The 17473-nt window shown below is 64.9% G+C and carries 15 protein-coding genes and 2 pseudogenes; 4 read left to right on the top strand and 13 right to left on the bottom strand.

All coding sequences use genetic code 11. The annotated features are described in order from the left end of the window. Positions 1–191: 191 nt before the first annotated feature. Together ACIPZH_RS01765 and ACIPZH_RS01760 are read right to left on the bottom strand one after the other, a co-directional pair. Positions 192–347 (bottom strand): annotated as a pseudogene (locus ACIPZH_RS01765) (ankyrin repeat domain-containing protein); the annotation flags it as partial. Next, positions 343–453, bottom strand: a pseudogene (locus ACIPZH_RS01760) (catalase); the annotation flags it as partial. The pseudogenes ACIPZH_RS01760 and ACIPZH_RS01765, both read right to left, overlap by 5 nt. A gap of 481 nt (positions 454–934) precedes the next feature. Between ACIPZH_RS01760 and ACIPZH_RS01755 the strand changes: the two are divergent. After that, positions 935–2008 carry an aldo/keto reductase gene (locus ACIPZH_RS01755; RefSeq protein WP_267822870.1) on the top strand — a complete coding sequence of 358 codons (1074 nt, stop codon included), beginning with the start codon at positions 935–937 and terminating at the stop codon, positions 2006–2008. A gap of 7 nt (positions 2009–2015) precedes the next feature. On the opposite strand, the gene ACIPZH_RS01750 is transcribed toward ACIPZH_RS01755, so the two are convergent. The 8 genes from ACIPZH_RS01750 to ACIPZH_RS01715 form a co-directional block, all read right to left on the bottom strand. Further along, complete coding sequence (locus tag ACIPZH_RS01750) at positions 2016–2981, bottom strand: carbohydrate kinase (RefSeq protein ID WP_400625323.1); 966 nt, start codon at positions 2979–2981, stop codon at positions 2016–2018. Positions 2982–3022: 41 nt separating this feature from the next. Further along, positions 3023–4513: a xylulokinase gene (gene xylB, locus ACIPZH_RS01745; protein ID WP_400634831.1), complete on the bottom strand. Its 1491-nt coding sequence runs from the start codon at positions 4511–4513 to the stop codon at positions 3023–3025. Positions 4514–4526: 13 nt separating this feature from the next. Continuing rightward, positions 4527–6002: a mannitol dehydrogenase family protein gene (locus ACIPZH_RS01740; protein ID WP_400634829.1), complete on the bottom strand. Its 1476-nt coding sequence runs from the start codon at positions 6000–6002 to the stop codon at positions 4527–4529. A gap of 11 nt (positions 6003–6013) precedes the next feature. Beyond that, positions 6014–7126, bottom strand: coding sequence for an ABC transporter ATP-binding protein (locus ACIPZH_RS01735; RefSeq protein ID WP_400634827.1), 1113 nt, complete (start codon positions 7124–7126; stop codon positions 6014–6016). A 63-nt stretch (positions 7127–7189) separates the two neighbouring features. Beyond that, complete coding sequence (locus tag ACIPZH_RS01730; protein ID WP_267822878.1) at positions 7190–8023, bottom strand: carbohydrate ABC transporter permease; 834 nt, start codon at positions 8021–8023, stop codon at positions 7190–7192. Between the two features lie 10 nt (positions 8024–8033). Next, positions 8034–8957, bottom strand: a complete 924-nt coding sequence (locus tag ACIPZH_RS01725; protein WP_400634825.1) for a carbohydrate ABC transporter permease — start codon at positions 8955–8957, stop codon at positions 8034–8036. A gap of 80 nt (positions 8958–9037) precedes the next feature. Beyond that, the gene (locus ACIPZH_RS01720; RefSeq protein ID WP_400634823.1) at positions 9038–10348 is read right to left on the bottom strand and encodes an ABC transporter substrate-binding protein; all 1311 of its coding nucleotides are present in this window, start codon (positions 10346–10348) and stop codon (positions 9038–9040) included. A 141-nt stretch (positions 10349–10489) separates the two neighbouring features. Beyond that, positions 10490–11395: an AraC family transcriptional regulator gene (locus tag ACIPZH_RS01715; protein WP_400634821.1), complete on the bottom strand. Its 906-nt coding sequence runs from the start codon at positions 11393–11395 to the stop codon at positions 10490–10492. A gap of 122 nt (positions 11396–11517) precedes the next feature. Between ACIPZH_RS01715 and ACIPZH_RS01710 the strand changes: the two genes are divergently transcribed. After that, on the top strand, positions 11518–12231 hold the full coding sequence (locus ACIPZH_RS01710) for a GntR family transcriptional regulator (RefSeq protein WP_400625309.1): 714 nt from the start codon (positions 11518–11520) through the stop codon (positions 12229–12231). 5 nt (positions 12232–12236) lie between these two features. On the opposite strand, the gene ACIPZH_RS01705 is transcribed toward ACIPZH_RS01710, so the two are convergent. The 3 genes from ACIPZH_RS01705 to ACIPZH_RS01695 form a co-directional block, all read right to left on the bottom strand. Next, positions 12237–13187, bottom strand: coding sequence for a PDR/VanB family oxidoreductase (locus tag ACIPZH_RS01705; RefSeq protein ID WP_400634819.1), 951 nt, complete (start codon positions 13185–13187; stop codon positions 12237–12239). Positions 13188–13199: 12 nt separating this feature from the next. Beyond that, positions 13200–14258: a Rieske 2Fe-2S domain-containing protein gene (locus ACIPZH_RS01700; RefSeq protein WP_400634817.1), complete on the bottom strand. Its 1059-nt coding sequence runs from the start codon at positions 14256–14258 to the stop codon at positions 13200–13202. A gap of 146 nt (positions 14259–14404) precedes the next feature. After that, positions 14405–14875, bottom strand: coding sequence for a MarR family winged helix-turn-helix transcriptional regulator (locus ACIPZH_RS01695; RefSeq protein WP_241806451.1), 471 nt, complete (start codon positions 14873–14875; stop codon positions 14405–14407). 199 nt (positions 14876–15074) lie between these two features. Here ACIPZH_RS01695 and ACIPZH_RS01690 point away from each other — a divergent pair, with 199 nt between their 5' ends. Both ACIPZH_RS01690 and ACIPZH_RS01685 read left to right on the top strand, forming a co-directional pair. Beyond that, the gene (locus ACIPZH_RS01690; RefSeq protein ID WP_241806450.1) at positions 15075–15905 is read left to right on the top strand and encodes a p-hydroxycinnamoyl CoA hydratase/lyase; all 831 of its coding nucleotides are present in this window, start codon (positions 15075–15077) and stop codon (positions 15903–15905) included. A 75-nt stretch (positions 15906–15980) separates the two neighbouring features. Then, the gene (locus ACIPZH_RS01685) at positions 15981–17429 is read left to right on the top strand and encodes an aldehyde dehydrogenase (RefSeq protein WP_400634815.1); all 1449 of its coding nucleotides are present in this window, start codon (positions 15981–15983) and stop codon (positions 17427–17429) included. Positions 17430–17473 lie beyond the last annotated feature (44 nt).

Below are 17473 nucleotides of genomic sequence, written 5' to 3'. Positions count from 1 at the left end.
CGTCTGGTTCCAGTAAGGCTTCGAAAGCGCTACGGCTCAGCAGAAATCACCCCGCCGGACTACGGCGTGACGGCGACTGTAATCCCACGGTTCAGGCAGCGCCTGCGGGATTATCTTAACGAGATATCCAATTTTCTTATCGCAGCCCTTTGGCCGTGTGCTGGCAAGTGGCGTTACACACTGCACAGCCCTCAGCGGTGCGCCGATACGCCGTTGAGCGCACCCTGTTCGAGGCTTTGCACGCTGTTGCCCAATGCATCTGTTGCTTCGATATCGGCACCTTGGGCGGTCAGCGCGTCGAGCAATGCTTTGCGCTGAAACATGGCCGCATACATGGCGGCCGTCTCGGATGAAGAAGGTCGGGAAGTTGTTACCTATTAGGTCCCAGTTGCCGTCTGCGGTGTAGAACTTGGTGGCGAAGCCGCGTGGGTCACGCAGGGTCTCGGGCGAGTGTTGATGGGTATGTTGGTAAATCCCACTTGAACTGCCTGGTCACGAGGAAGCCCAACGAACATCACCCTGAGGGCAAGCACCATGACTGAGCACAACGAAGACCCGAAACAAAGCCAGGTTCCGGCCCATTCCACGGAAGAGGAAAAGGCCAGGCTCAAGGACAAGAACAAGGACGGTATCCCGCCTGGCGCTGAGTGAAGCCTTGAAGATGGGGCCGCTTTGCGGCCCATCGCCGGCAAGCCCGGCTCCCACAGGTCCAGCGCGCAGCTCAAGAACTGCGCTGTCCATGCAAGAGCCGGCAGGCCGGCTGACACAGGTCGAGCGCGCAGCTCAAGAACCGCGCGGCCCGGGTGGGAGCCGGCTTGCCGGCGATGGGCTGCGCAGCAGCCCCAAAGCGCTCAGGCATAACCAATCAGATTGAACGTTTCAGCCATTCACCCCGTCGGTACTTCCAAGTCGTTCGCATTTGGAGGCACTCCCCATGAAGTACCGCACACTCGGCAACACTGGCCTGCTGGTCTCTGAACTGGTAGTCGGCACGGTCCCGTTCGGTGGGCGTGGCGCATTCGAGAAAACCGGCAGCGTGGACGTGGCACTGGCCCGGCGCATGTTCGACATGGCCTTCGACGCCGGGGTCAACCTGGTCGACACGGCAGACCTTTACTCCCACGGCCTGGCCGAAGAAATCGTCGGCCAGGCGCTGGGTGAACGGCGCCAGTCGATCATCCTCGCCACCAAGGCGCGCAGCCCGATGGGCGACAACCCCAACGACAGCGGCGCCTCGCGCTATCACCTGATCCGTGCCTGTGAAGCCAGCCTCAAGCGCTTGGGCACCGACCATATCGACCTCTACCAGATCCACAACTGGGACGGCATCACCCCTGTAGAAGAGACCCTGGCCGCGCTCGAGCATCTGGTGCAAAGCGGCAAGGTGCGTTACTTCGGCACGTCCAACTACACCGCCTGGCAGATGATGAAAACCCTCGGCAGTGCCCGGCTCAACGGCTGGCAGCAGCCGGTTTCCCAGCAGATCTACTACACCCCCGAAGCCCGTGAAGCGGAGTACGAGCTGCTGCCGATGGCGCTCGACCAGGGCCTTGCCACGCTGGTATGGGGGCCGCTGGGGGAGGGCTTGTTGACCGGCAAGGTGCGCCGCGGGCAACAGACACCCGCCGGCACGCGCCAGGGCAATGATTGGCCGGAACCCTACGTGCATGACAAGGAGCGGGCCTACGACATCATCGAGGCGCTGATCGAGGTGGGGCGGCGCCATGGCTGCTCCCCGGCACGGGTGTGCCTGGCCTGGCTCAAGGACCGGCCAGGCATCACCAGTGTCATCACCGCGGGGCGCACGGCCGAGCAGTTGCACGACAACCTGCAGGCGGTGGAACTGGTGCTGACAAGCCAAGACCTGGAGCAGATCGAGCGGGTGACGCAGATTGCGCCGCAGTATCCGTACTGGCACCGCATCGCGGCGAAAATGGACCGCATCGACCCGGCGGAGGCACCGTTCATTGCCCTGCATCGGCAAACGATGAAGCAGCACAACGCCTGATCGGTAATCAGCCCGAGGTATCGACAGCCTGAGGCATGCGGGAAACCTCACGTTCAAACGGCAGGTCCGGCCCGACCCTGGAACAGGTCACCGCCGCCGCCGCAATGGCGTAGGTCAGTATCGCATCGACCGTCGCGCGCGCCAGCATCGCCACACCCCTCGGGCTGTCCACACCCAGTCGAGCCAAGCAGGCCAGCACGGCTGCCTGGAACGTGTCCCCAGCCCCCACGGTATCGCGAACCGGCAGTGAGCTGTCCGCGGGCCTGTGCCATGACCCGTGCGCACAATGCACGCTGGCCCCCTCAGCCCCGTGGGTCACGAACACCAGCCGGCAGCGCTCGTTCAACCAGCCACGGGCTACCTCGCCAACGTCGCGCCCTGGGTACAGCACCTGCAGGTCTTCCTCGCTGGCCTTGATCAAATGTGCGTGCGCGGCAAATGCTTCAACGCGTGTGCGCCACAGCGCCACATCCGGCTGTGGATTCAGGCGCACGTTCGGGTCCAGGCTGATCAGCCGCTGATCGCGTTCGCGCTCCACCAGTGCCAGCAGCGTGTCGGCCACCGGTGTCACCACCAGTGTGTACGACCCCACGTGCAGCCCGTGCACGCGCTCATCCAGCACTGGCAGATGCTCAAGCCGCACCTGCCGGTCGGCACAGCCTTCGCCGCGGAACTGGTACTGCGCCGAGCCGTTGGCATCCAGACCGACCATGGCCAGGGTAGTGGGGGCATCGCTGGTGACCAGGTGCTGGCAATCGACGCCTTCTTCCTCAAGTACCCGGCGCAGGCGCGCGCCGAGGTGGTCGCTGGACAATCCGCCGAACAACCCTGCGGCAACGCCCAGCCTGCGCAGGCCGACGGCGACGTTGAACGGCGAGCCGCCAGCGATTGCGGTAAAGCCCAGTTCTGCGCTGCGCGGGCTGTTTTCCACGCTGAAGACATCGAACAACGCCTCGCCACATACCAGATACATGAAGTTCTCCCAAACAGAAAAAAGTAAGGACAGTACCGCGATCAGCGCACAGGCAGGTGATCCAGGTAGCGTCTGTAGGCCACGCCGTAGGCGGCCTGTTGCGGCAGGTTGGGCAGCGTGCGGGTGCTTTCGTCCAGCTCGACGCAGCGCTCGCACAGGGCCTGGAGGCTGTCGCCGTCGCCCAGTTGGCGGCCAAGGCTCCAGGCGGCCTGGATGGCCGCGCCCAGTGCGGCGGCTTCGGTCTGGCGCGGGCACACCACTGGCAGGCCCAGCAGATTGGCCAGGACCTGGCGCCACAACTCACTTTTTGCCGCCCCACCTACCAGGCGGATTTCGCTGCCCTGCAGGCCATTGGCGCGCAGCAGGTCCAGGCCATAGCGCAGGCTGAAGCAGGTGCCTTCGAGCACGGCCCGGCACAGGTTGGCACGGGTCAGGTTGGCGCTGGTCATGCCATGCAGGCTGGCGCTGGCAGTGGGCAGCGCGGGCACGCGTTCGCCATCGAAAAACGGCAGCATCAACAGGCCGTCGGCGCCAACCGGCGCGTGCGCGGCGAGGGCCGTGAAGCGGGTGAGGTCAAGCTCCAGCAGGTCACGCACCAGCGCACAAGCGCTGGTCAGGTTCATCGTGCAGATCAAGGGCAGCCAGCCACCGCTGGAGGCGCAGAAGTTCGCCACCTCGCCCTTGGGGTTGAGCTGGGCATGCTCGGTGTAAGCTGCCAGGGTACCCGAGGTGCCCAGGCTGAGGGTGATCATGCCGGGGCTGATATTGCCGGTACCGATGGCGCTGAGCATGTTGTCGCCGCCGCCGGTGGCCACCCAGGCGTGAGGGTTCAGCCCCAGGCCTGCAGCAGCCTGCTCGCGCAGCGGGCCGACGCAGGCGCCAGGGGCGAGCAGCTCGGGCAGTGCCGCCAACAGGCGCTCGCCCGGCTCTATGAGTTGCAGCACATCGTTTGCCCAGGTGTTGCGGTGCACGTTGTAGTAACCGGTACCCGACGCATCGCCCGGCTCGCTGCAGGCGCGGCCTGTCAGCCAGTAATTGAGGTAGTCGTGGGGCAGCAGCACATGGGCCAGGCGCGCGAACAGGTCGGGGAAGTGCCGTTTGCTCCACAGCAGCTTGGACACCGTATAACCCGGCGCAATCACCAGTCCCAGGTGTTCGATCGAGCCCTGCGGACCGCCGAGGGCGTTCAGCAGGGCCTGGTTTTCTGCCGTGGTTTCGGTGTCGCACCAGAGCTTGGCCGGGCGCAGCACGTGGCCTTGGGCGTCCAGCATCACCAGGCCATGCTGCTGGCCTGATACCGCCAGCGCACGGATGGCCTGGCCGTCGACGCCGGCCTCATGCAGTGCGCCAGCGACTGCCGTGTGCAGGGCGGCCAGCCAGTCGGCCGGGTCCTGCTCGCGGCGCCCGTTTCGGCCCCGGGCAGGCGCGTGCGCGGCACTACCAAGGCCCAGCACCTGGCCGCTGCCGGCGTCCAACACCAGCGCCTTGGTGCCCTGGGTACCGCAATCGATGCCGAGAAACAGTCCGTCCATCGCGCGCTCCGGGTCAGTCGCCAAGCACGTGGCGCAGCGTTTCGCTCACGCCAACCTCACACAGGCTGTCATACAGGCGCTCGAAAGCGCTGACGAAGGCACCGGAGGCGGGGATGACCGTGCCGAATATGGTCTCGTCGCCCAGCACTCGGGCAGCCAGACCGTCACGCTGCACCACCCGTGCCTGGCACTGGGCCGCGCGCGGGTCGGGGATGGCATAGGTGCTGCCCTGTTCGTCTACCCCGCCCAGGTACAAGGCCCAGGCCGCCACCACCAGGGCCACGCGGTCCAGCGGCTGGCCCTGGGCAATCAGCTGGTTGGCGGTGGGGACGATGTACTTGGGAAACTTCGATGAGCCGTCCGAGCACACCCGCTCCAGTTGATCGGCGATGGCGCGGTTGGCAAAGCGCTCGGTGAGGCTGTCCTTGTAGCGTTCCAGGTCGATGCCGGGCGCCGGGGCAAGCTGCGGGGTCACGTCCAGGTCCATGAACGTGCGCATGTAGCGGCGCAGCAGTGGGTCGGCAAGGGTTTCGTGGACCAGGCGATAGCCCTGCAGGAAGCCCAGGTAGGTCAGTGCCAGGTGGCTGCCGTTGAGCAGCTTGATCTTCATTTCTTCATAGGGGGTGACGTCGTCGGTGAACTGCACGCCGACCTTTTCCCAGGCCGGGCGCCCGGCGACGAATGTGTCTTCCACCACCCACTGCAGGAACGGCTCGCACACCACCGGCCAGGCATCCTCGACGCCGTGGCGCTCGAACAGTTGTTGGCGGTGGTCGCTGCTGGTCATTGGCGTGATGCGGTCGACCATGGCATTGGGGAAGCTCACGTTCTCGCCTATCCAGCGGGCCAGGTCCGGGTCGAGCAACTGGGCAAAGGCCAGCAGCGCCTTGCGCGCCACCGCGCCATTGTGTGGAAGGTTGTCGCAGGACATTACCGTGAACGGCCCCACGCCGGCCTCGCGCCGCCGCCGCAAGGCTTCGCAGAGGAAGCCGAAGACGCCTTGCGGCGCCTGCGGGTTGGCCAGGTCGTGCTGGACCTGCGCCAGCTCGGCGCGAAACTCGCCGGTGCTGTCGTCGATGCAGTAGCCGCCTTCGGTGATGGTCAGCGAGACGATGCGGATGCCGGGCTCGGCCAGTTTGGCCAGCAGCGCCTGGGCGTCGTCCTCGGCCAGAAGCATGTCATTGAGGGCACCGATCACCCGCACTTCGGTGTCGGGCTGGTCGTCCAGCACGAACAGGGTGTACAGGTAGCCCTGCGCCGCCAGAGCGTCGCGCATGGCGCGGTCTTCGCTGCGCAGGCCGGCGCCGCAGATGGCCCAGTCCAGCCCTTCGCCGCGGTTCATCAGGGCGTCGGTGTAGGCCGCCTGGTGGGCACGGTGGAACCCACCTACGCCAATGTGCACGATGCCCTGGCGCAGTTGCGAGGGCGCGTAGGAAGGGCGGGCGACCGTAGGCGCCGGCAGGTCGAGGTGGTGCGGGTCGAGTTTCATCGCGTGTGTCCTCAGGCCGCGTGCTGCAGGCGTTTGTCCAGGGCTTGGCCGTTGCTGTCGAACAGGTGGCAGTGGCCCGGGTCGAAGGTCAGGCCCAGGGGCTCGCCGAAGGCCGGCGCAAAGTCGCCGCGCACCCGCACGGTGAGCATTTCCCCGGAGCCGGCACGTACATGGCAGTAGCTGTCGCTGCCCAGGCGTTCACTGACGTCGGCGGTCACCTGCAGTGAGCCGGGTGTGCCGTGCCCGGTGCTGGCGATGTTCAGGTGCTCCGGGCGGATGCCCAGCGTCACGGGGCTGCCAGCGGGCAGGGCGTCTGCGCTCAGTGCCAGGCTGACACGGGCGCCGCACTCAAGGGTGACCTCGCATTGTGTGCCCTGGCTGTGGCTCAGGTGGCCGCGCAAAAAGCCCATTTTCGGGGTGCCGAGAAAACCTGCGACGAACAGGTTGGCCGGGTGGTGGTACAGCTCCAGCGGTGAGCCGACCTGCTCGATGCGCCCGCCGTTGAGCACCACCACCTTGTCGGCCAGGGTCATAGCCTCGACCTGGTCGTGGGTCACGTAGATCATGGTCGCGGCCAGCTCCTGGTGCAGGCGCGCAAGCTCCAGCCGCATCTGCACGCGCAGGGCGGCGTCGAGGTTCGACAGCGGCTCGTCGAACAGGAAAATCTTCGGGTTGCGCACGATCGCCCGGCCGATCGCCACCCGCTGGCGCTGGCCACCCGAAAGTTGCCGCGGCTTGCGTTCGAGCAACGGTTGCAGTTCGAGGATGCGCGCGGCGTTGTCGACTTTGGCCTGCACGTCACGCTTGTCCACGCCGGCCAGGTCCAAGGCGAACGACAGGTTCTTGCGAACGGTCATGTGCGGGTAAAGCGCGTAGGTCTGGAACACCATGGCCAGGTCACGTTTGGCCGGGGCGGTGTCAGTGATGTCGACGCCGTCCAGGGTGATATGGCCGCCGCTGACCTCCTCAAGCCCGGCGATCAGCCGCAGCAGGGTCGACTTGCCACACCCGGACGGGCCGACGAAGACCACGAACTCACGGTCGCGCACCTCCAGGTCGATGCCCTTGATGATGGCGTGGCCATCGAAGCCTTTGTGCAGGTTGCGGATCTTCAGGTCAGCCATGGCGAATGTCCTCTGCGGCGGCCGGCAATGGGGTTGATCGAGCAGGTGTCGCGGGGAGCTGGGTCATTTGACGGCCCCGAACGACAGGCCACGCACCAGCTGCTTTTGGCTGATCCAGCCGAAAATCAGGATGGGCGCGCAGGCCAGGGTCGAGACGGCCGAAAGCTTGGCCCAGAACAGCCCCTCGGGGCTTGAGTAGGAGGCCACCAGCGCGGTCAGTGGCGCGGCGGCCGAAGAGGTCAGGTTGAGCGACCAGAACGCCTCGTTCCAGCACAGGATCAACGACAGCAGCACGGTCGAGGCAAGCCCGCCGCGGGCGATCGGCAGCAGCACGCGGACGATTTCCTGCCAGGTGCCGGCACCGTCCAGGCGCGCGGCTTCAAGGATGTCCACCGGGATGTCCTTGAAGTAGGTGTACACCATCCACACCACGATCGGCAGGTTGATCAGGGTGTAGACGATGATCAGCGCCAGGCGCGAGTCGAGCAGGCCGAACTGCTTGGCCAGCAGGTAGATGGGCATCAGCACGCCCACCGGCGGCAGCATCTTGGTCGACAGCATCCACAGCAGCGTGCGCTTGGTGTGGCGGGTTTCGAAAAAGGCCATGGAGTAGGCCGCCGGCACTGCGATAAGCATGCACAGCGCGGTGGCCGAGAAAGCGATCAGCACCGAATTCCAGGCATAGGCGAAGTAGTCGCTGCGGTCGTTGATGTGCAGGTAGTTTTCCAGCGTTGGCGCGAAGATGAACTGCGGCGGTGTGGCGAAGGCATCGAGCTCAGTCTTGAAGCTGGTCAGCAGCATCCAGAAGATCGGGAAGAAGATCGTCAGGGCGATGCCCCAGCACAGCAGGCCAATCAATGCGTCGCGCAGGCGGCGGGTTTGCTTGAGTGACAGCATGGCGGGCTCCTCAGCGGCGCTCGGTCAGGTTCTTGCCGATCATCCGTACCAGCACGATGGCGGCGATGTTGGCGATCAACACGGCGATCAGCCCGCCCGCCGAGGCCATGCCGACGTCGAACTGCAGCAGCGCCTGGTTGTAGATCAGGTAGGCGAGGTTGGTCGACTCATAGCCCGGGCCGCCGCTGGTGGTGGTGAAGATTTCGGCGAACACCGACAGTAGGAAGATGGTCTCGATCATCACCACCACGGCAATCGGGCGGGCCAGATGCGGCAGGGTCAGGTGCCAGAAGATTGCCAGCGGCCCGGCGCCGTCCAGGCGTGCGGCTTCTTTCTGTTCCTGCTCCTGCGACTGCATGGCGGTCATCAGGATCAGGATGGCGAACGGCAGCCACTGCCAGGAGACGATCAGGATGATCGACAGCAGCGGGTAGTGCGCCAGCCAGTCCACCGGCTGTGCGCCGAACAGCCGCCACACGGCGGCGAGGATGCCTGACACCGGGTGGAATATCAGGTTCTTCCACAGCAGCGCGCTGACGGTGGGCATGATGAAGAACGGTGAAATCAGCAGCACCCGCACCACGCCGCGGCCCCAGAACTCGCCGGCCTCCAGCAGCGCCGCGATGAGCACGCCAAACACCACGCTGATCGCCAGCACACTGCCGACCAGGGTCAGGGTGTTGAGGGCGCCGGGCATGAAGCCTGGGTCGGTGACGAAGTACGCGAAGTTCTCCAGGCCGACGTACGCATTTTCGCCCGGGTACAGCAGGTTGTAGCGGATCAGCGAAAAATACAGGGTCATGCCCAAGGGCACGACCATCCACAACAGCAGCAGCGCCACTGAAGGGCTGACCAGGAACCAGCCCGGCCCGACGCGGCGTTTGCCGGGGCGTGGGGTGGCGAGGGTCGGGGTATCGAGGGCCGAAGTGTCCATGGCGACTCCGTGTGCAGCGACAAGGGCGGACGGCAGCCATCCGCGCGCCAGGCGTTGGCGCACAGATGGCCACGGCTGGGCTACTTGGGATAACCGGCGCGCTTCATCTCGCGTTCGGTGGACTGCTGTGCGGCGGCAAGCACCTGGTCGACCTTCATCTGCCCGGTCAGGGCGGCGGAGAACAGCTTGCCGACCTGCGTACCAATGGCCTGGAACTCAGGGATGGTCACCAACTGAATACCCACGTACGGCACGGGCTTGAGCGTGGGGTGGTTGGGGTCGACGCGCTTGAGCGACTCCAGCGTCACCTTGGCGAACGGCGCAGCGGCCAGGTAGGCGTCGCTGTAGGTCGAGGCGCGGGTGCCTGGTGGTACGTTGGCCACGCCTTCCTTGTCGGCCACCAGCTTGCCGTAGGCTTCGGACGTGGCCCAGGTGCTGAAGGCCTTCGCCGCGTCCTTGGCCTTGGAGCTGCTTGGGATGGCCAGCGCCCAGGAATACAGCCACGAGGCGCCCTTGTCGGTGACCTCCTTTGGCGCAAAGGTGAAGCCGACCTGGTCGGCGACCTTGCTCTGGGTCTTGTCGGTGACGAACGAGCCGGCAACGCTGGCATCGACCCACATCGCGCACTTGCCGCTGTTGAACAGCGCCAGGTTTTCGTTGAAACCGTTGCTCGACGCGCCAGGCGGGCCGTACTGCTTCAAGGTATCGACGTAGAAGTTCAGCGCGTTCTTCCACGCGCTGCCGGTGAATTCCGGCTGCCACTGTTCGTTGAACCAACGTGCGCCAAAGGCATTGGCCACGGTGCCGATCAGCGCCATGTTCTCGCCCCAGCCGGCCTTGCCGCGCAGGCAGATGCCGTACTGGCCCTGGTCGGGGTGGTGGAGTTTGGCGGCGAACTCACCCAGCTGGGTCCAGGTCGGTTGCTCGGGCATGCTCAGCCCTGCGTTCTGGAACAGGTCCTTGCGGTAGTAGGTGATCGAGGCTTCGGCGTAGAAGGGCAGGGCATACAGCGTACCGTTGGCCGACAAGCCATTGCGCACGGACGGGAACACGTCGTCGAGGTTGTAATCGGCCGGCAGGTCCTGCATCGGCTCCAGCCAGCCTTTGGCGCCCCACAGCGCCGCTTCATACATGCCGATGGTCAGTACGTCGAACTGCCCGCCCTGGGTGGCGATGTCGGTAGTCAGGCGCTGGCGCAGCACGTTTTCTTCAAGCACGACCCACTTGAGCCTGATGTCCGGGTGCTGTTCTTCGAACACCTTGGCCAGGCGCTGCATGCGGATCATGTCGTTGTTGTTGACCGTGGCGATGGTCAGTGTTTCGGCGCCCTGAGCCAATAGCGGCAGGCTGAGGCAGGCAGCGGCCAGGCAGGCCTTGATCGCGTCGTTCATCTATGAACTCCCTTACCGGGCCGGCTGACGGCACGGAAGACATTATTATTTTTGTGTCGCTGGCGCTGATTACACCCCCGTGTGGCGTTGGCGACAAAGCGTGGACTGCACGCCGGCTGATACTTTTTTGCAGTGGTTCGCTCAGTGACGGTTCTGCTCGGTCAGCCGCTGGGTCACCAGGCTGCGGTAGTCGGAGGGGGTCATGCCTTTGAGCTGTTGAAAGCGCCGGTTGAAATTGGACAGGTTGCTGAAGCCTGATTCGAAGCACACCTCGGTCACCGGCAGGTCGCTTTTGGCCAGTAATTCGCAGGCCTTGCTGACCCGCAGGCGGTTGACGAACTCGACAAAACCGCGCCCGGCCGCCTGTTTGAAAAAGCGTGAGAAGTAGGTGGGGGTCATGCCCAGATGCTCGGCCACTTCGTTCTGGGTCAAGTCCTGGGCGTAGTGCTGGAAGATGTAGTCCACCGCCCGGTTGATGCGCTCGACGTTGTGCTCGTCAGCCAGGTGCGAGGAGGTGACCGTGGACAATAACTGGTAGTCCTCGCAGCCGGCGAGCTGTTCCATGAGGATAAAAAAGTATCCAAGGCGGGTCATGCCCCGGCTGTCCGCGATGCGTTGCAACAGCCTGCGGCTCTCGGCGATCAGCGCCGGGTCACGGAACTCGATGCCGTAGTGCGCGCGGGCCAGCAACGGGCTGAGTTGGTGCAGTTCAGAAAACACCCGGCTGCCGCTGTGCAGAACCTCGTCGGTGAAATTGACCAGCATGTCGCGCTGGCTGAACACCTCGTCGGGGCCGGCCTGGCTGATCCAGTTGTGCGGCAGGTTGGGGCCTGTGAGGAACAGCGTGTTCGGCCCGAAGCTGCCGATGTAGTCGCCGATGAACACTTTGCCGGCGCTGGCCACGATCAGGTGCAGTTCGTATTCCTTGTGGAAATGCCAGCGCACCAGCGGGCTGGGGAAGCCATGCTGGCGGTAGATCAGTGAGTCGCCCTCGTGGTCGTCCATCAACTCGTAGGACGGGTCGGTGACTTTGCTCGTTCTGGGCATGGCGCTGATGGGCTCCGGAGGACGAAGGGGCATCGTAGCCTGAACAGGGCAGGTGTTACAGGCCGCCAAGTGCGCCCGCGCTTGCGGTAAGATGCGCGCTTCTGTCTCTGGAACCTCCCTGGATGAGCAAGCCCGGTCAAATGGTGCTGATCGCGTTGCGCAAGATGATCGCTTCGGGCGAACTGGCGGCTGGCGCGCGGCTGATGGAAGTGCCCACCGCCGAACGGTTCGGCGTCTCACGCATGCCCGTACGCATGGCATTCCGAACCCTGGAGCAGGAGGGCTTGCTGGTGCGTTGCGGCGGCCGGGGCTTCCAGGTGCGTTCGGTCAGCGCCGAGGACATCGCCGGTGCCGTGGAGGTGCGCGGTGTACTCGAAGGCCTGGCGGCCCGCCAGGCGGCTGAGCGTGGCCTGTTGCCAGCGGCGCGCGAGGCGTTGCAGCGCTGCCTGGTCGAAGGCGACCTGTTGTTCGACAAGGGGTATGTGAGCGAAGAGGACTTGCACGCCTATCACGACCTGAACATGCGCTTTCACCAGGTGATCGTCGAGGCCAGCCACAACCCGGCCATCGCCGATGCCCTGGCGCGCAACGATCACCTGCCGTTCGCCTCGGTCACCGCGCTGGCGGTGGACCGTCACGACCTTGCCCGTGAATACCGGCGCTTCAACTTCGCGCACATGCAGCACCATGCGGTGTTCGACGCGCTCATCCACGGCCAGGGGGCCCGCGCCGAGGCGATCATGCGCGAGCATGCCAATGCCACGCTGCGCTATGCCGAAACCTTTGGCGGGGCCACAGCGGACGAGGGCATGAAAGTGATCCTGCCCTCGTCCTGAGCCGTTTACAGGTCCAGTACCAGCAGGGGCGTCTTCGCCCGCGAACAGCACGGTGTGAACTGATCGTTCAGGGCCTGTTCCTGTTCCGTGAGGAACAGGTCGCGGTGCTCTGGCGTGCCCTGCAGCACACGGGTCAGGCAGGTGCCGCAAATGCCTTGTTCACAGGAAACGGCGATCTCGATGCCGTGGCGTTCCAGCACCTGCACCACACTTTGGTCGGCCGGCACCTCGAACACCTGGCCGGTGCTGCCTAGCTGCACCGAGAAGCTGCCGTCGTCGCTGTTTTCAACCGGTGCTGCGGCGAAGTATTCGCGGTGCAGGTTGGCCTGCTGCCAGCCCAGCTGCTGGGCGGTGTCCAGCACGTGCTGCATGAAGCCGCCCGGGCCGCACACGTAAAGGTGCACATCATCCTGCGCGGTGCCCAGCACCTGGGCGATGTCCAGGGCGGTCTCCGGCTGCTCGTCAAAATGCACGAACAGGCGGTCAGCGAACGGTGCGGCGCGCAGGCGCTCGACGAAGGCCGCGCGTTGGCTGGAGCGGGCGCAGTAGTGCAGCTCGAAATCGTCGCCGTTGCAGGCCAGCTGCTCAGCCATGCACAGCAGCGGCGTGATGCCAATGCCGCCGGCGAACAGCAAGCTGCGCCGGGCGCCCTGGGCCAGCGGGAACAGGTTGCGCGGGGCGCTGATGCGCAGGCGGTGGCCGGCCTGCACCTGCTCGTGAAGGCTGCGTGAACCGCCGCGTGAAGCGGGGTCGTTGAGCACACCGATCAGGTAGCGGTGGCGTTCGGCGGGGTGGTTGCACAGCGAATACTGGCGCACCAGCCCATCCGGCAGGTGCACATCGATGTGCGCGCCGGCGCTGAAGGGCGGCAATGGGCTGCCATCGGCGGCTGCCAGCTCGAAGCTGCAGATGCCTTGGGCTTCGTTGTTGCGGGATACCACTACGGCATCGATCATGGCGCGGGCTCCTCAGGCGTGGGTGGCGATCACGTGCGGTTGCGGCGCGTGCTCTTTGGCGATCAGCCGCTCCAGCACCTTGCGTGCCTGTACGCCGCCGGCGTCGATGTTGAGTTTGAGCAGGTTGCGCTCGGGGTAGGCGAGCAGGTTCTGCTGCTGGCGTTCGAGCATGTCCAGGTCTTCGCTGAAGATCTTGCCCTGGCCTTCTCGGATGCTCTCGGTCAGGGCCTGATCGTGGGCGGCAAAATTGCGCGCCATGCCCCAGAAGTACCAGATCGAAGTGTCGCTCTCGGGGGTGATGAAATCGACCACGATGCTCGACGCCTTGTGCTCGACCGGGGCGTGGTAGCCGCCGTGGCCGGCATGCGCCACACCCACTTCGATCAGTACATGGCTGGGCGGTGTGAAGCGGCAGATCTGCCAGCGGTCCACCGGCACGTCGTCGGCCAGGCCATTGCCGCGCAGGGCCATGCGCCAGAAGGGCGGGGGCATGATGTTTTCCATGTGCCGGGCCGTGACCACTTCGTCGCCGCTCACCGTGGTGACCGGCGGCGCCTCGTCGATTTCCTTCTGGCCGATGCTGGAGGCGTGCACATAGGTTTCGTGGGTGAGGTCCATCAGGTTGTCGATCATCAGGCGGTAATCGCAGCCGATGTGGAACAACCCGCCGCCATAGGCCCACCCATCGCTGGCCGCCCAGGGCAGCTGCGGGATCAGGGCGGGGTCAGCCTGGGCCTGGTCACCCGGCCAGACCCAGATGAAGCCATGGCGCTCGACCACGGCAAAAGCCTTGTTGCAGGGGAAGCCCCGCACCCGTTGGCCCGGCATGTCGACGGTCTTGCCATCACAGCCCATCACCAGCCCGTGATAGCCGCACACCAGGTTGCCGTTTTCGACAAAACCCAACGACAACGGCGCGCCGCGGTGGGGGCAAAAGTCTTCGACGGCCGCTACGCGGTTTTCGCTGGGGCGGTAGAACACGATCTTTTCCCCACAAATCTGCCGGCCCAAGGGCTTCTCGGCGACTTCGTCAGGGGTGCAGGCGACATACCAGGCGTTTTTCGGGTACATGAAGGACCTCCGATTGTTGTTATTTAATGGATCCATTAATACCCGAGCTGAAAAGCTGGTCAATGGCAAATCCCAACAAAAAATTGGAGGTTGTGCGATTATCGTACGGTTAATGGATCCATTAGGCCGTTTGCGGATGAACCAACCTAGTCCTTGTAGATTTTCGTCAGCAGCCGCAGCAGTTGTGCGCGCTCATCCTCGTCAAGGCTGGCAGTAGCCTCCCGGTCGCTGTCGCTGGCGATCTGCTTGAGCTGCTTGAGCATCGCTTCACCCGACTTGCTCAAGAAGATCCCGTAGGAACGCTTGTCTGGCTTGCAGCGTACTCGCACGGCCAGCGCACGCTCTTCCAGTTTGTTCAGCAGCGGCACCACTTGCGGCGGCTCGATCGCCAGGGCACGCGCCAGGTCCGCCTGCATCAAGCCTGGGTTCTGCTCGATGATCGCCAGCGCAGAGAACTGCGCCGGGCGCAGGTCGTAGGCCGACAACCGGCCGATCAGGTGCTGGAACAGCTTCAGTTGGGCGCGGCGCAACGCATAGCCGAGCAGGTCTTCGAGGACCGTATCGTCAGGCGGCGTGGGCAGGGAAGCGGTGTCGTCGGTTCGGGCAGACCTTGCCATCGGATTGCATGCTCCTGGGTCATGAGTAAGAAAGTTACCCAGTTTGCCTGCGCCGGCACGATCCGGCTAGGGGAGCTCAGGCCAAAAAGCCTCTCAACCGGCTGGAAGGCAAAGATAATTTTCATAATAGTTAATTGACATAACTAATTTGCCGGATTAGCTTGATGGTCACCACCCCGAACAACAAGAGTGCAGAACCATGAGCAAATACGAAGGCCGCTGGACCACCGTGAAGGTCGAACTGGAGTCGGGCATCGCCTGGGTAACCCTCAACCGCCCGGAAAAGCGCAATGCCATGAGCCCCACCCTGAACCGGGAAATGGTCGACGTGCTGGAAACCTTGGAGCAGGACGCCGAGGCCGGCGTGCTGGTGCTGACCGGGGCAGGTGAGTCGTGGACGGCGGGCATGGACCTCAAGGAATACTTCCGCGAAGTCGACGCCGGCCCTGAAATCCTTCAGGAAAAAATCCGCCGTGAAGCCTCGCAATGGCAGTGGAAGCTGCTGCGCATGTACGCCAAGCCGACCATCGCCATGGTCAACGGCTGGTGCTTCGGTGGCGGTTTCAGCCCACTGGTGGCGTGCGACCTGGCGATCTGCGCCAACGAGGCCACCTTCGGCCTGTCGGAAATCAACTGGGGTATCCCGCCTGGCAATCTGGTGAGCAAGGCGATGGCCGATACCGTTGGCCATCGTCAGTCGCTGTACTACATCATGACCGGCAAGACCTTCGGCGGTGCCAAAGCCGCCGAGATGGGCCTGGTCAACGAGAGCGTGCCGTTGGCCCAGCTGCGCGAGACGACCCGCGAGCTGGCGCTGAACCTGCTGGAGAAAAACCCGGTGGTGCTGCGTGCCGCCAAGAACGGCTTCAAGCGCTGCCGCGAACTGACCTGGGAGCAGAACGAAGACTACCTCTACGCCAAGCTCGACCAGTCCCGGCTGCTGGACACCGAGGGCGGTCGCGAGCAGGGCATGAAGCAGTTCCTCGACGACAAGTCCATCAAGCCGGGCCTGCAGGCTTACAAACGCTGAGGGCCAGCGCGGGCTGTGCCGCCCCTGGCCACAGCCTGCGGATATTTCTCTATAACCACAACAAGAGGAATGAGCATGTTGCAGGTGCCTTTGCTGATTGGTGGGCAGTCGCGCCCCGCCAGTGATGGACGAACCTTCCAGCGCTGCAACCCGGTCACCGGTGAGGTGGTGTCGCAAGCCGCTGCCGCCACCCTGGCCGACGCCGATGCGGCGGTGGCCGCGGCCAGCGCAGCGTTCCCGGCCTGGGCCGCGCTGGCGCCCGGTGAACGGCGCAGCCGCTTGCTGGCCGGCGCCGACCTGTTGCAGGCGCGGGCTGCCGAGTTCATCGCCGCCGCCGGCGAAACCGGGGCCATGGCCAACTGGTATGGCTTCAACGTGAAGCTGGCCGCCAACATGCTGCGCGAAGCCGCGGCCATGACCACCCAGATTACCGGTGAGGTCATCCCTTCGGACGTGCCTGGCAGCTTCGCCATGGCCTTGCGCGCACCGTGCGGTGTGGTGCTGGGCATCGCGCCGTGGAATGCCCCGGTGATCCTCGCCACGCGGGCCATCGCCATGCCGCTTGCCTGTGGCAACACCGTGGTACTCAAGGCCTCCGAGGTCAGCCCGGCGGTGCACCGGTTGATCGGCCAGGTGCTCCACGATGCCGGCTTGGGCGAGGGTGTGGTCAATGTGATCAGCAATGACCCGGCCGATGCGCCTGCCATCGTCGAGCGGCTGATCGCCAACCCAGCGGTGCGCCGCGTCAATTTCACCGGGTCCACCCAGGTGGGGCGTATCGTCGGTGAACTGGCTGCCCGGCACCTGAAACCTGCCTTGCTCGAACTGGGCGGCAAGGCGCCGCTGCTGGTGCTCGACGATGCCGACCTGGACGCCGCCGTAGCCGCCGCAGCGTTCGGGGCGTACTTCAACCAGGGCCAGATCTGCATGTCCACCGAGCGCCTGGTGGTCGACGACCGCATCGCCGACACGTTCGTCGACAAGCTGGCGGCCAAGGTCGCCGGGCTGCGCGCTGGCGACCCGCAGGCCAGCACCTCGGTGCTCGGTTCGCTGGTCAGCGGTGCGGCCGGCGAGCGCATCAAGGCGCTGATCGACGATGCCGTGGCCAAGGGCGCACGCCTGGTATGCGGCGGCCACCTGGACGGCAGCATCCTGCAACCCACCTTGTTGGACAACGTCGACGCCAGCATGCGCCTGTATCACGAAGAGTCCTTCGGGCCGGTCGCGGTGGTGCTGCGCGCGCAGGGCGATGAAGCCTTGTTGACGCTGGCCAACGACTCGGAATTCGGCCTGTCGTCAGCCATCTTCAGCCGCGACACCAGCCGTGCGTTGGCCTTGGCCCAGCGTGTGGAGTCGGGTATCTGCCATATCAACGGCCCGACCGTGCATGACGAAGCGCAGATGCCCTTCGGTGGGGTCAAGGCCAGCGGCTACGGCAGCTTCGGCAGCCGCACCGCCATCGATCAATTCACCCAGCTGCGCTGGGTCACTCTCCAGCACGGACCCAGGCATTACCCCATCTAGGCAACGCGCATCATTGGCCGTCGTCCGTACCGTCGGGCGGCGGC

The sequence above is a fragment of the Pseudomonas sp. NPDC089758 genome, assembly GCF_044748705.1.
Classification (GTDB): domain Bacteria; phylum Pseudomonadota; class Gammaproteobacteria; order Pseudomonadales; family Pseudomonadaceae; genus Aquipseudomonas; species Aquipseudomonas putida_X.
Note: the sequence above shows the minus strand (reverse complement) of the source record. Positions and strands in the feature narration are given on the sequence as shown.